Below are 13,877 nucleotides of genomic sequence, written 5' to 3' on the forward strand. Positions count from 1 at the left end.
GCATCAACGGTACTGTCAGGTTTACGGGCCTTTGTAGAATTGCTCATCGCATCGCCTCTTGTCGGTTTTATAGGTGACTGCACTAAGACTCGACCACAGTAAAGTTCATGATTGCCCGCATGACAAATGTGGGTATCGCGATAACCGTTCTCATTAGTCAATTTGGTTATTTACATATACTCAAACATCACTTTTGCGCATAAACGCAAACTGGTATCGTGCGCCGGCTCCGTTGGGAGTGCGCGGCCGTGCGCGCAGATTTGCCGAGAACAGGACCTATATGTACGTATACGACGAATACGATCAGCGCATCATCGAGGACCGCGTCAAGCAGTTCCGTGATCAGACCCGACGCTATCTGGCAGGTGAACTGAGCGAAGAAGAGTTCCGCCCTCTGCGCCTGCAAAATGGCCTTTATGTTCAGCGCTTTGCGCCGATGCTGCGGGTGGCCGTGCCCTATGGCCAGCTGACTTCGCGCCAGGTGCGCATGATGGCCAAGATTGCCCGCGACTACGACAAGGGCTATGCCCACATCAGTACGCGCCAGAACGTACAGTTCAACTGGCCGGCGCTGGAAGATGTGCCGGACATCCTGGCTGAACTGGCCACCGTGCAGATGCACGCCATTCAGACCAGCGGTAACTGCCTGCGCAACGTCACCACCGACCAATTTGCCGGTGTAGCGGCCGACGAACTGATCGACCCGCGCCCCTGGTGTGAAATCGTCCGCCAGTGGACCACCTTCCACCCCGAATTCGCCTACCTGCCGCGCAAGTTCAAGATCGCCATCAATGGCTCGACCTCGGACCGCGCAGCGATCGAAGTGCACGACATCGGCCTGGAGCCGGTGTACAACGCAGCCGGCGAGCTGGGCTTCCGTGTGCTGGTCGGTGGCGGCCTGGGCCGGACCCCGGTGGTCGGCGCATTCATCAACGAGTTCCTGCCGTGGCAGGACCTGTTGAGCTACCTCGACGCCATTCTGCGGGTCTACAACCGCTACGGCCGTCGTGACAACAAATACAAGGCCCGGATCAAGATCCTGGTCAAGGCGCTGACCCCTGAGGTATTTGCCCAGAAAGTCGACGCCGAAATGGAACACCTGCGCGGCGGCCAGACCACCCTGACCGAAGCCGAAGTCCACCGCGTGGCCAAGCACTTCGTTGACCCTGAATATAAGGCCCTGGCCAACCAGGACGCCGAATTCGCCGCCCTCGACCAGCAACACCCTGGCTTCGCCCGCTGGCGTGCCCGCAACACCCTGGCGCACAAGCAGCCGGGCTATGTGGCGGTGACCCTGTCGCTGAAACCGACCGGCGTTGCGCCGGGTGATATCACCGACAAGCAACTGGACGCCGTCGCCGACCTGGCCGACCGCTACAGTTTCGGCCAACTGCGCACCTCCCACGAGCAGAACATCATTCTCGCCGACGTTGAGCAGAGCCAACTGTTCACGCTATGGGGCGAGCTGCGCGAAAGCGGCTTCGCCACGCCGAATATCGGCCTGCTGACCGACATCATCTGCTGCCCCGGTGGCGATTTCTGCTCCCTGGCCAACGCCAAGTCGATCCCGATTGCCGAATCGATCCAACGCCGTTTCGACGACCTGGACTACCTGTTCGACATCGGCGAGCTGGACCTGAACATCTCCGGCTGCATGAACGCCTGTGGTCACCACCACGTCGGTCACATCGGCATCCTGGGCGTGGACAAGAAAGGCGAAGAATTCTATCAAGTGTCCCTGGGCGGCAGCGCCAGCCGTGATGCGAGCCTGGGCAAGATCCTCGGCCCGTCCTTCGCCCAGGAAGCCATGCCCGAGGTGATCGGCAAACTGATCGATGTGTACATCGAACAGCGTACCGAAGATGAGCGTTTCATCGACACCTACCAGCGCATCGGCATCGACCTGTTCAAGGAGCGCGTCTATGCAGCGAATCATTAAGAACAACCAAGTCGTCGACGAAACCTGGCACCTGCTGCCCAAGGACGCGAGCTTCGACGGCATCTCCAACTGCGACGACCTGATCGTGCCGTTGGCCCTGTGGCGCGAACACGGCCACGCTCTCAAGGCCCGCGACGGCGGCCTGGGCGTGTGGCTGGACGCCGATGAAGAAGCCGAGGAGATCGGCGAGGACGTGGAGCACTTCCAGGTCATCGCCCTGAACTTCCCGGCCTTCACCGACGGTCGTAACTACTCCAACGCCCGTCTGCTGCGTGACCGTTACGGTTACAAAGGCGAACTGCGTGCGATTGGCGATGTACTGCGCGACCAACTGTTCTACCTGCACCGTTGCGGGTTCGATGCCTTCGCCTTGCGCGCCGACAAAGACCCGTACGAAGCGCTGGAAAGCCTCAAGGATTTCTCGGTGACTTACCAGGCTGCAACCGATGAACCGCTGCCGCTGTTTCGTCGACGTTAAGCCTGAATGAAAAAATGGGCACCCGACCCCGTCGGAGTGCCCATTTTTTTCACCTGGCTTTTCTTGCTTTAACCCAAGCGCTATTCAGCATCCGCTTCCGCATTCTTGGTTAGCCGCTTGAGCATTCGGTTCATATGGATCAACCGCTGCTCGATGACCTCCAGGCGAGACTGCTCAGTCGGTGTTTCGGATGAAGTGGGCGCGACATACGGCTCATAAATAAGCCCGTATCTTTTCCCGATGTCTTTCATCTGCGCCTCAACAACATCCATGGTTTTTTCCAGATTGGCCAAACGCCCGCCCGTGTCGGTGGGCGCGTCAGGGCCTTTGCCCACTGCCGGGGCGTCTGGACCTTCGTTGATGGACAGGATTGAATTGACCATCAACTCCAGTTTTATTTCATTGTTCTCCAGGCGCGCCTCAATTTTTTGCTGTTCCGTAGCGCCTGGGTCTACGGTCGTCTTGACGCCGCTTGCGTTGACCTGTTCGGCGCCTGGCATTTTGGCTTGCGCTTCAATCCTGGCAATAATGGTTTTAGACGCAAAATGCTCCCCCACCGTGAATGGGATATTGATCAGACCGCCTACCGCCGCATTCACGAAGGCGCTGCGCGCGCTGGCGGCAAGTTGCTTGGGGAGTGGTGGGAACGCGTTGTTTTTGTTCAACCCGACAATTTTCTGGGAGTCCCCCAGAGAGGCCTGCGTACCTTTCAGCTTGGTTATCGGCTTGGGGCGCACCGGCGGCACAGGTGGCAACGCAGACACAATCGGCTTGGGGGGTTTAGATGACACAGGTGGCTTACCCGAGCCTGCCTCCACAGGCGGCTTGGGTCGCTTGAACCGCTTCAAAGCACGCCTGTTTCGGGTATGGATCTCTTCCTCGCTCGCCATAGGGTATTGAGTAGAGCGCTCCATATTGCGAGTTGAATCCCGCGTTACATTCGAAACACTTGGAACCCGCACGTCAGGCAACGCCGGGGCAGAAGTGCCTGTTGTTTGCGGGTGAACCATTGGAACCGGTGACGAAATAGCAGACTGACTGGATAACCGCATAGCTAGACCTCTGACATGTTTAGGAGAGGGCTCCCTGCCGCTTCATCTCCTCAGTGGCCACTGACAAAAACAGAGTTCCAAGGCCACACGTTATGTCACTGAATGCCTGATTTTTTGTGGGGCAGATGACACAAGCTTCATACAACGAGCTGAACATACGCCCTGGTTGAACTGTCCTCTTCTGATCAGACGCTTTTCATCTCACTGACGATTGGAGTGCTTCATGGCGAAAATCAACCTGGCCCGGCAATTGGCGACCACACTCGAGCAAGCGGGCATCAAGCGTATCTGGGGCCTGACTGGGGACAGCCTCAACGGCCTGACTGACGCTCTGCGCAGCATGGACAGCATCGAATGGATGCATGTACGCCACGAAGAGGTCGCGGCGTTCGCCGCCGGCGCCGAGGCCGCCGTCACCGGCGAGCTGACGGTATGCGCCGGCAGTTGCGGGCCGGGTAACCTGCATCTGATCAATGGCCTGTTCGACTGCCATCGTAATCACGTGCCGGTACTGGCTATCGCTGCGCAAATCCCCTCTTCGGAGATCGGCCTCAATTACTTTCAGGAAACCCATCCCCAGGAACTGTTCAAGGAGTGCAGCCATTTCATCGAACTGGTGAGCAACCCCGCGCAGATGCCCGAGGTGCTGCACCGTGCCATGCGCTCGGCAATTCTCAACCGGGGCGTGGCCGTGGTGGTGATTCCGGGGGATGTGTCGCTGCTGGAAGTCGAAGACCGGCTCAAGCCCTGGCCAGCCCTGCATGCGCCGCGCACGCTACCGGCCGAACAGGACCTGCAGCGCCTCACCGACCTGCTCCAGGGCAGCCAGAAAGTGACCCTGCTGTGCGGCAGCGGCTGTGCCGGTGCCCACGACCAGGTCGTTGCGCTGGCCGACGCCCTGGGTGCGCCGGTGGTGCATGCCCTGCGCGGCAAGGAGCATGTGGAATGGGATAACCCCTTCGACGTGGGCATGACCGGCTTGATCGGCTTCAGCTCGGGCTACCACGCCATGCTCAACTGCGACACGCTGGTCATGCTCGGCACCGACTTTCCCTACCGTCAGTTCTACCCGACCGACGCGACCATCATTCAGGTCGACCGCAATGCCCAGGCCCTGGGACGTCGTGTCGCCCTGGACCTGGGCATCGCCGCCGATGTCGGTGAAACCATCGATGCACTGCTGCCCCGCCTGACCCGCAAGACCGATCGCAGCTTTCTCGACACCTCGTTGAAGCATTACGAGAAAGCCCGCCAGGGGCTGGATGACCTGGCGCAGCCGTCAAAAGCCAACCGCCCGATTCACCCGCAATATGTCGCACGCTTGCTCAGTGAACTGGCGGACGATGATGCAATCTTCACCGCCGATGTGGGCTCGCCGACCGTCTGGGCCGCCCGCTACCTGAAAATGAATGGCAAGCGCCGCCTGATCGGCTCGTTCAATCACGGCTCCATGGCCAATGCCATGCCCCAGGCCATCGGTGCCCAAGCGGCGTTTCCTGGGCGCCAGGTGATTTCGATGTCCGGCGACGGCGGGTTCACCATGCTGATGGGGGACTTCATCTCACTGGCACAACTGCAACTGCCGGTGAAAGTCATTGTGTTCAACAACGCGTCCCTCGGTTTTGTCGCTATGGAAATGAAAGCGGCGGGCTACCTCGATACCGGTACCGGGCTGAAAAATCCGGACTTCGCGGCCATGTCCAACGCCATGGGGATCCTGGGGATCCGCGTGGAGCAATCCGAAGACCTGGAACCGGCACTACGCCGCGCCCTGGCCCATGACGGCCCGGTGCTGGTAGATGTTGTCACCGCTACCCAGGAGCTGGTGATGCCTCCGAGTATCAAGCTGGAACAGGCCAAGGGCTTCAGCCTGTACATGCTCAAGGCGGTCATGAGCGGGCGTGGTGATGAAGTGATTGAGCTGGCGCGCACCAACTGGTTGCGCTGACCTTCAGTTGCGTGGAGCGGCGCCATAGCGGACCACCACCTGGGTGATCACCTCAACCAGGCGTGGGTCCGCATCCGGCGCACTGAACAGGCGAAACTGCGCATCGGGCAGCGCGGGTAAACCGTGCTCGGCACCGAGTACCGTCAAGCCCGCGCCGACCTGGCTGCGAACCATGGGCGCGATGGCAAAACCGGCCAGCGCCGCGGCGTGCAACCCGGCATAGCTGGTACACAGGACCGCGGTGCGCTGCGTGATGTTGGCCTGCGCCAGGCGGGTCAGGGCCGCCTCTCGATACGGACAGGGCTCGGGAAACAGCGCCAGTGGCAGGGGCGTCGGCAACACCGCACGCGGCTGCGCGCACCAGGCCCATACCAGCGGCTCCTGCCACAAGGCCAGGCCTGGCTCGCCGGACTCGCACAACGATCCCACCACCACGTCGAGCTCGCCCTGCTTCATCAGGGCCAATAACGTACCGGGAATGCCCACTTGCACGCTGATCTGCATGCCCGGGTACTCGGCGGCGGCGGCCTGCAATTCGCGCAGCAGTCGTGCTTCGGCGAACTCCTCGGAAACACCCAGGCGCAGGTTGCCTTCCCAGGCCGAGCGCGTCAGCTCGGCCCAGGCATCCCGGTTCAGCGCCAAAATACCCCGTGCATAAGCGATCAGCCGCGCGCCGTCCGGCGTCAGTTGCTGGGCGCGCGTGGTGCGGATCAGCAGAGACTTGCCGACCTGCTCTTCCAGGCGCCGCAGATGACCACTCACCGCCGACTGCGTGAGATGCAAGCGGGCCGCGGCGCGACTGAAGCCACCTTCATCCACCACAGCGACGAAGGTTTTGAGTAGCAGGATGTCGAACATATTTTAATTAATGATTAATGAGCACTGAAAACACGATTTATATTTCAATCATCACTATGTTGCAATGCCTGGGTCAACTGCCCCGAGGCCCATCATGACCACGCTCCTGCACATCGAATGTTCTCCACGTAAACAGCGCTCCGCGTCCCTGGATGTCGCCCGCCAATTTATCGCCCGCTATCAGCACAATGCTCCGGATACAGAAGTGATCACCCTGGATCTATGGGCCCTGGAGCTTCCGGAGTTCAATGGCGCGATCATGGACGCCAAGTACGCCGGTCTCAGCGGCACGCCCTTGACCGAGGAACAGGCCGGCGCCTGGGCTGCGCTGAAATCCCTGGCCGCCTATCTGCATCAGGCTGACGTGCTGGTGTTTTCGGTGCCACTGTGGAATTTCGCCGTGCCCTACAAGCTCAAGCACTTTATCGACGTGGTGTCACAGAAGGACGTGCTGTTCGAGTTCAGCCCCGAGCACGGCCTGCGAGGCTTGCTGCAGGACAAGACCGCCGTCAATGTGTATGCGCGCGGCATGGATTTTTCCGCACCGGGCGCCCAGGCCATGGATTTCCAGCGCCCGTACATGGACGCCTGGCTCGGCTTTATTGGAGTGACGAACGTGCATTCACTGTATGTGGAGAAGACGATCCTGGGGCCGGAAGTCGATCGGGCATCGCGCCTGAAAAGTACCGCACTGGCGCTGCTGCTGGCCGATCAACTGGCCTGAACCCTCAGTAAAACCCGGCCTTGTCGGCCGGGTTCGAGGGCATCAGCCGTTCTGTTTGGCAACCCACTTGCCGAAGGCATCGATAAACGCCTGCAGAAACGGCCGGGTCTTGTCCGAGAGTTTGCCCGCCTCGTCAAACACGCTGCCCGCGCCACCCAGGTAGGCTTCCGGCTGCTGCATGCAGGGCACGTCGAGGAACACCAGGGACTGACGCAGATGATGGTTGGCGCCAAACCCACCAATGGCACCCGGCGAAACGCTGATGATCGCCCCGGGCTTGCCACTCCAGGCGCTTTGCCCGTAAGGGCGGGAACCGACGTCGATGGCATTCTTCAACGGCGCGGGCACGGAACGGTTGTATTCCGGGGTCACGAACAACACCGCGTCGGATGAACTGACCTGCTGACGGAAAGTACTGTAGGCTGCCGGCGGTGTAGCACCGTCAATATCCTCGTTATAGAGCGGCAAATCGCCAATTTCGACAATGTTCAACTTGAGGTTCGCAGGGGCCAGCTCAGCCAATGCCAGGGCGACCTTGCGGTTGATCGAGGCTTTTCTCAAGCTGCCCACCAGGACGGCAACCGTGTAGACCTTGCTCATTGATTTTTCCCGACGTCTGACTAAGGAGTGTGTAGTTATAGAGCCTTCGGGGCGTGATCACCAGCAGGTTGTGATAATCCTCGAGAGGTTTTCCGCAGCGCGCAATGCGCAGGAGGCGCGTAGGAAGTGTCTTAAAACTTCAACGAATAGTATTTTTTTCTTATAGGTAAACTACCCCGCTTCATGACGGTCTACAGAACCGAAATCGAGTGTTTATCTCCAGAGGTTCTAAACAGATGGCTGCAGTACTTGTCGGACAGTTCCATGCCAGAGACGCGGAAGGACGTGTGTATTCGGTGCATGAGTTCCAGGAATCCAACCCGGCGCAGGACAGCCAGGCTGGCTCGACGCCTACCACCACCTACAAGTTGGCCATTGGCGACCGCGTAGAAAAACTGGAAGGTGATGAATTCAAATTGATCCAGTCGGGCACGATCATCGTGCGCGAATCGCAAACCACCCTCGCCTCATAAGATCTCGCCTGGTCGACCTGCTCAGTCCTGGCCCTGGCTGCCACTGACTGGGCTGGCGGATCACCGGTTACGCATCTCTGTAACCTCGACCCCTGGCTCGCCGTCCATTTGCTTGAGCGTCACCATCAACTGCCCTCTCTCGCCCTCGACGACAAACATCGAACGCTTGTACCCCGATGTAGTGTTGGTGGGGTAAGCCACAACCTGCCTGACCAACGCCATTTCCAGCACGGCGCCGACGCGCTCGCTCACCTGTTCCTGGGAACGGATAAACGCTTCGAGCGCCAGGGTTTCAGGTGAATGTTCTTCTTGATTGTTCAAGAGATAAGCAGCCGCACACCCCAGGGTTGCCAGCACCAGGAGTTGCTTGGCCGTTACCCCGAAGATGTTCGTGGGTAGAGGCATTTGAGACCAGACCTGTTGTTGTTTTAAGTGCCGAGTCATCGGCATTGGTCGTTGATGATCAGATGCACCATTCTAATCAGGTCGCCAGGTTATGCCAGATCTATCAGAGGTCGCCGTAGGTAATATCCTTGTTATCCCCGACGCCGCCCAGCGTGCGGTCCTTGCCGAAGGAGAACAGATCGAAGGGAGTATTGGGCTGGCTCGACGGATAGTGATACTGGTAGGCAATACCCCAAGGATCCGTCAGCAACGCCTCGTCGACATAAGGGCCCTTCCAGTTGGCCTCTCCGGCGGGCTGCCGGATGAGCGCTTCAAGCCCCTCGTCATCGCCAGGATAGCGACCGGTATCTTGATGAAAGCGTTCGACGGCCTCACCGAGCCGGCTCACCTGGGCTTTGGCGCTGGCGATCTCGACCAGGGTCACATCACCAAACAACCGCGGCCCCAAGGCCACGGCCAACAGGCCGATGACCAGCACCACCGTCAATGCCGCCCAACGCGTATAACCGCGTTGGGTGTGCAACGGTCCCGCCACTGTGGTCAGTCCGCGCATGGGTACGCCTCCTTGATAAAATCAATACGCTCTTTATAGGGCCTGCTCGTTGCAGTTGCACGCATGATTACCCGATATGCCCTCGCAGCATGCGCTCTTTTGCCCCGGCCATTGAAACACCGTCGCGCGCACCCTAGACTCCGGCGATGCGTTTACGTCATATCGAAGTGATTCAGGCCATCTTGCAAACCGGACACCTCGGCACTGCCGCCGAATGGTTGCAACTCCCCGTGGGCGATGTAGACGCCGTGCTCAAAGACGCCGAGCAGCAATTAGGTTTCATGCTGTTTGCCAGTGTGCGTGGGCGCTTGCAAGCCACGCGCGAGACCCTGGAACTGCAGGCCGAAATCGCCCACCTCTACGAGGCCCTGGAGCCGGTGCAACGCCTGGCCAGCCGGTTGAAACACCATCACGCGCCGACCCTGCGCGCCCTGTGCACCCCGCCCCTGGCCAACCAGTTGCTGCCGCAAAGCATCGCCATGCTACGTCGACGCTTCCAGGACACGCCGTGCAACCTGTCGAGCCTGCCGACCCGGGAAATTGTCAGGAGCCTGTTGTTGCACGAGGCCGATGTGGGCCTGAGCCTGCATGACCCGGAACATCCACAAATTCAAAGCACCGTATTGGCCCAAGGCAAATTGCAACTGCTCGCTCCCCATGGCTGGCTGAAACCCAGGCAGAAGTACATTGCCTTGCAGGACTTGGCGGGGCAGTCGATGATCGGTCTCGAAGGCCAGGACCCGCTCAGCCGCCTGCTGGACGCCAAGCTGCGAGCCCTGCGCCCGTTGCCGGTGGTGCAGACGCGCGTACAGACCTACCAGATGATGCGCAGCATGGTGGAGGCCGGGGAAGGCTTGGCGATTGTCGACCCGTTTACCGCATTCGGCGCACGGGAAGCAGGGTTGGACGCGTGCCCGCTGTCACCGCCGATCCAGGTCAGCCTGTATGCGCTGACCCTGAAGGACAGCGTGACTGCCCCTGCCCTGAATGCGTTGCTGGAGATTGTCACGCAGAAGGCAGAAGGCCTGTTGGCGGGCTAGGACGCTGCGGTTTCCGTCTTGAACAAGCGGTACCAGAAGATCGCCACTTCGCGGGTTTGCGGATCAATGCCCCGATAGCGCAGGTGGTCGACGCCCCCCATCACATAGCCACACCGCTCATACAAGCGGCAGGCCCCGAGGTTGTTGTTCTGGGTTTCCAGCATCATGCCCGGCAGGTTTTTCTTGCGGCTCCAGAACTGCGCCACGTCCAGCAGCGCCTTGGCCACACCATGGCGACGCGCAGACAGGACCACCGCCAACTCATCAACATGGGCAAAGCCATTCCAGTTGGTGCTCACCACAATATGCCCTACCGCCCGATCATCGAGGTAAGCCATGAAGACTGCGCTGTCGGCGGCGTTACGGAAACTGGCGAACTCTTCCGGGTCTATGCCATAGCACTTGCGGTACGGCAGGATCCGCTCCACAGGCCATTCGTCAACCCGCTTGCCCATCTGCGGCTGGCCGTAGCCGCTGACCTCAAAGCTGAAGTCATTGCCCCACACATAGGCATCGAAGCCCTCGTCGGCCACGCGGACACTGAGCCCCGGATACTTCACGTTCATCACTGCGTGCATAACCATCCTTAATCCTTGATGCAATCGACGGTGTAACAACGACCATGACCGTCATCTTCGTGCTGCAGCCCATGAACATCGGCGACAAACCCGGGGAAGCCGCTGTCGAACGTGCGGGCGAATGCCAGGTAATCAATGATCGACCGCGTTGCCTCGGTAAAACGCTCGCCGGGCATGATCAACGGAATGCCCGGCGGATAAGGCACCAGCATCACCGCTGCGATGCGCCCAGGCAAGGCATCGATGGAAACGGCTTCCACCTCACCTCTCACCAGTTGGTCGTAGGCGTCGGCCGGTTTCATCGCGATTTCCGGCAACACCGTGTACATGCGCTTGAGGTGCCTGGCGGTGGCATTGCTGCGGTAACAACTGTGCAATTGATCACAGAGGTCACGCAGCCCCAGACCCTGATAGCGCGACGGCCCCTGGGCATACACCGATGGCAAACAACTGGCCAGGCTGACATTGGCATCGTAGCTACGCTTGAACTCCAACAATTCGGTGAGCAAGGTACTCCATTTACCTTTGGTAATGCCCATGGAGAACAACACGAGGAATGAATACAGGCCGGTCTTCTCCACCACCAGCCCGCGCTCCCAGAGGAACTTGCTGACCACCGCCGCCGGGATACCCCGGTCGCTCAAGGCTCCTCCGGCGTTGAGGCCAGGCATCACCAGCGTCACTTTGATCGGGTCCAGCAGCACATAATCCTCGGCCACGTCGCCAAAACCATGCCAGTCGTCGCCGGGATGCAACAGCCAGTCCGTCGTGACAACCCGGTCGATGCCCGCCACCGACGGCGGTTGCCAGATCGAGAACCACCAATCGTCAGCGGCCAGATGCTGGCGCAGGTTGGCCAACGCACGACGAAAGCTCAGGGCTTCGTCGAACATTTCCTGCAACAGCGAGCGCCCGGCCGGCCCTTCCATCATTGCCGAGGCGACGTCCAGCGAGGCGATGATGCTGTATTGCGGCGAAGTGGAGATATGCATCATGAAGGCTTCGTTGAAGCGGTCACGATCCAGTTGGCGGGCGCCACCATCCTGAACATGGATCATCGACGCCTGGCTGAAGGCGGCCAGCAACTTGTGCGTCGAGTGGGTGGTGAACACCAGGGGGCTGTCCGGTGTGCGTGAAGTGCCCATGCCGTAGCGCCCGGCAAAAAACTCGTGAAAGGCCGCGTAAGCGTACCAGGCCTCATCGAAGTGCAGCACCTCGACACTGCTGCCCAGTTGTTGCTTGATCAGCTCGGCGTTGTAGCACAAGCCGTCGTAGGTCGAATTGGTCACCACCGCCATCTTCACCTTCGCCGGCCGGCCACGGATCAGGGGGCTGGCGTCGATCTTGGCGCGGATGGCCTCGGGGCTGAATTCGCTCAGGGGAATCGGGCCGATGATGCCCAGCTCATTGCGCTCCGGGCACAGGTACAGCGGGATAGCCCCGGTCATGATGATCGAGTGCAGTACCGACTTGTGGCAGTTGCGATCCACCAGCACCAGGTCGTTACGGCCGACCATGGAGTGCCACACGATCTTGTTGGCGGTGGACGTGCCATTGATGACGAAGAAGGTGTGGTCAGCGCCAAAGTTGCGTGCGGCGCGGGCTTCGGCTTCGGCCAGCGGCCCGGTGTGATCCAGCAGCGAACCGAGTTCCGGTACTGAAACGGACAAATCCGAACGCAGCGTGTTCTCACCGAAAAACTGATGGAACGCCTGCCCCACCGGGCTTTTGCGATAGGCCACGCCGCCCCCGTGGCCGGGGGTGTGCCAAGAGTAATTGGAATCGGCGGTGTGCTGGACCAGGGCCTTGAAGAACGGTGGCAACAGGCCGTCCAGGTAGGTCCGCGCAGCGCGAGCCACCTGCCGGGCGAGAAACGGCACCGTGTCTTCGAACAGATAAAGAATGCCGCGCAGTTGATTGAGTTCACTCATGGCGTCCGCCGGGGCGTTTTCCAGAGTGACTTGCTCGCCCAGCGCGAAGATCGGCAGGTTGGGCGCCCTCACCCGTGCCAGGCGAATCAGTTCGACCATGTTTTGCAGCAGATGGGTATTTTCCCCGGCACCTTCAGCGGCAATCAGCATGCAGGCCAAGCCGTGATGGGTCGATGCCACCAGCCGCCCCTCGGCATAGTCCACGGCAGAAAAGATACTGAAGCCCTCTTGTTCCAATTCCCTGGCGATGCCTCGAACCCGGTCACCGGCAACGGTGTCGGCCTTGATGTCGCGATGCACGATCAGAACGGGAAACTTCAAGTCTTTGTACATGACGGCTTGTGGTCCTGAGGGCTATGCACTCAGGGTAGAAGCTGGAAGAGAATGTGGCGAATGAAGATTATTGCTCCGCCAATTGCGACCACAACGCCGGTGCACCCGCCGCCTTGGCAATCGCTTCCAATCGCGCCGCATGCTCGGCCAGGTCCTGCTCGCTGGCACGGATAATGGCGGTCGCTTTACGATCAGCCGGCAGCCGGCGAATTTCCGATGGGCGATTGCCCGAGCCTTCCGCCGAGCCGCTGCCGTCGGATGCATTACCAGCCAGGGACAGGCTGGTCTGGCCACCGGTCATGGTCAGGTAGACGTCGGCGAGAATCTCGGAGTCGAGCAAGGCGCCATGCAATTCACGGCCGGAGTTGTCGACACCGTAGCGTTTGCACAATGCATCGAGGCTGTTGCGCTGGCCCGGGTGGCGTTCACGCGCCATCATCAGGGTGTCGAGGATCGAGCAGTGCTGGGAAATATCCGCCCGGTCCATCTGCCCCATCAGGGCGAATTCGTTGTTGATGAAGCCAACGTCGAACGCCGCGTTATGGATGATCAGCTGAGCGCCGTTGATGAACTCGAAGAACTCATCGGCCACTTCGGCAAAGCGCGGCTTGCCTTTGAGGAATTCATCGGTGATGCCGTGAACGGCGATAGCGCCCTCGTCACTGTCCCGATCCGGTTGCAGGTAGACATGGAAATGACGGCCGGTGAGGCGACGGCCCATCAACTCGACGCAGCCGATCTCGATGATCCGGTGACCATCGGTCACCGGCATGCCGGTGGTTTCGGTATCGAGTACTACGGATCGGATGGCCATCAGGGTTCAACTCTCAGCGGTGTGGTGTATTTCAAGGCGCGCAATCTTAGCACGCCATGGCCCGGGCAACCCAAGACCGGGCCAAGGCGCTCAAGGCTCGACAGTTTTTTACAATCCTTAGCAAAGCTGCAGCAGTTTTGCCCAAGGCGCC

At 60.0% G+C, this 13,877-nt stretch carries 14 protein-coding genes; 6 read left to right on the plus strand and 8 right to left on the minus strand.

All coding sequences use genetic code 11. The annotated features are described in order from the left end of the window. Window positions 1-280: 280 nt before the first annotated feature. Complete coding sequence (locus MJP36_RS18630; protein WP_060757127.1) at window positions 281-1,939, plus strand: nitrite/sulfite reductase; 1,659 nt, start codon at window positions 281-283, stop codon at window positions 1,937-1,939. Next, window positions 1,923-2,417, plus strand: coding sequence for a DUF934 domain-containing protein (locus MJP36_RS18635; protein ID WP_090371510.1), 495 nt, complete (start codon window positions 1,923-1,925; stop codon window positions 2,415-2,417). The genes MJP36_RS18630 and MJP36_RS18635 overlap by 17 nt, the downstream gene beginning before the upstream one ends. A gap of 80 nt (window positions 2,418-2,497) precedes the next feature. Here the strand turns inward: MJP36_RS18635 and MJP36_RS18640 are convergent, their stop codons facing one another. Further along, on the minus strand, window positions 2,498-3,331 hold the full coding sequence (locus MJP36_RS18640) for a hypothetical protein (RefSeq protein ID WP_244383717.1): 834 nt from the start codon (window positions 3,329-3,331) through the stop codon (window positions 2,498-2,500). Between the two features lie 361 nt (window positions 3,332-3,692). Here MJP36_RS18640 and poxB point away from each other — a divergent pair, with 361 nt between their 5' ends. After that, window positions 3,693-5,417, plus strand: a complete 1,725-nt coding sequence (gene poxB / locus MJP36_RS18645; RefSeq protein ID WP_244383718.1) for a ubiquinone-dependent pyruvate dehydrogenase — start codon at window positions 3,693-3,695, stop codon at window positions 5,415-5,417. A gap of 3 nt (window positions 5,418-5,420) precedes the next feature. On the opposite strand, the gene MJP36_RS18650 is transcribed toward poxB, so the two are convergent. Further along, window positions 5,421-6,275, minus strand: coding sequence for a LysR family transcriptional regulator (locus MJP36_RS18650; protein WP_244383719.1), 855 nt, complete (start codon window positions 6,273-6,275; stop codon window positions 5,421-5,423). A gap of 94 nt (window positions 6,276-6,369) precedes the next feature. On the opposite strand from MJP36_RS18650, the gene MJP36_RS18655 reads away from it, so the two are divergent. Next, window positions 6,370-6,999 (plus strand): FMN-dependent NADH-azoreductase, encoded by a 630-nt coding sequence (locus MJP36_RS18655; protein WP_060757131.1) that lies wholly within the window; start codon window positions 6,370-6,372, stop codon window positions 6,997-6,999. 42 nt (window positions 7,000-7,041) lie between these two features. Here the strand turns inward: MJP36_RS18655 and MJP36_RS18660 are convergent, their stop codons facing one another. Then, window positions 7,042-7,599 carry an NADPH-dependent FMN reductase gene (locus tag MJP36_RS18660; protein ID WP_161549485.1) on the minus strand — a complete coding sequence of 186 codons (558 nt, stop codon included), beginning with the start codon at window positions 7,597-7,599 and terminating at the stop codon, window positions 7,042-7,044. Window positions 7,600-7,835: 236 nt separating this feature from the next. On the opposite strand from MJP36_RS18660, the gene MJP36_RS18665 reads away from it, so the two are divergent. Further along, window positions 7,836-8,072 carry a hypothetical protein gene (locus MJP36_RS18665; RefSeq protein ID WP_017136925.1) on the plus strand — a complete coding sequence of 79 codons (237 nt, stop codon included), beginning with the start codon at window positions 7,836-7,838 and terminating at the stop codon, window positions 8,070-8,072. A gap of 60 nt (window positions 8,073-8,132) precedes the next feature. On the opposite strand, the gene MJP36_RS18670 is transcribed toward MJP36_RS18665, so the two are convergent. Then, complete coding sequence (locus MJP36_RS18670) at window positions 8,133-8,477, minus strand: hypothetical protein (protein WP_198761899.1); 345 nt, start codon at window positions 8,475-8,477, stop codon at window positions 8,133-8,135. A 103-nt stretch (window positions 8,478-8,580) separates the two neighbouring features. After that, on the minus strand, window positions 8,581-9,030 hold the full coding sequence (gspG, locus tag MJP36_RS18675) for a type II secretion system major pseudopilin GspG (RefSeq protein ID WP_090371521.1): 450 nt from the start codon (window positions 9,028-9,030) through the stop codon (window positions 8,581-8,583). A 146-nt stretch (window positions 9,031-9,176) separates the two neighbouring features. Here gspG and MJP36_RS18680 point away from each other — a divergent pair, with 146 nt between their 5' ends. Further along, a complete protein-coding gene (locus MJP36_RS18680; protein ID WP_090371523.1) occupies window positions 9,177-10,070 on the plus strand; it encodes a LysR substrate-binding domain-containing protein in 894 nt (297 codons plus the stop codon). On the opposite strand, the gene MJP36_RS18685 is transcribed toward MJP36_RS18680, so the two are convergent. From MJP36_RS18685 to dnaQ, 3 genes are all read right to left on the minus strand, one after another. Continuing rightward, the gene (locus tag MJP36_RS18685; RefSeq protein WP_060757208.1) at window positions 10,067-10,636 is read right to left on the minus strand and encodes a GNAT family N-acetyltransferase; all 570 of its coding nucleotides are present in this window, start codon (window positions 10,634-10,636) and stop codon (window positions 10,067-10,069) included. The genes MJP36_RS18680 and MJP36_RS18685 overlap by 4 nt on opposite strands. Before the next feature lie 20 nt (window positions 10,637-10,656). Next, the gene (locus MJP36_RS18690) at window positions 10,657-12,912 is read right to left on the minus strand and encodes an Orn/Lys/Arg family decarboxylase (protein ID WP_244383720.1); all 2,256 of its coding nucleotides are present in this window, start codon (window positions 12,910-12,912) and stop codon (window positions 10,657-10,659) included. A 67-nt stretch (window positions 12,913-12,979) separates the two neighbouring features. Beyond that, the gene (gene dnaQ, locus MJP36_RS18695) at window positions 12,980-13,720 is read right to left on the minus strand and encodes a DNA polymerase III subunit epsilon (protein WP_201026499.1); all 741 of its coding nucleotides are present in this window, start codon (window positions 13,718-13,720) and stop codon (window positions 12,980-12,982) included. Window positions 13,721-13,877: the final 157 nt, after the last annotated feature.

Origin of the sequence: Pseudomonas palleroniana (assembly GCF_022836895.1) — a bacterium.
Classification (GTDB): domain Bacteria; phylum Pseudomonadota; class Gammaproteobacteria; order Pseudomonadales; family Pseudomonadaceae; genus Aquipseudomonas; species Aquipseudomonas palleroniana.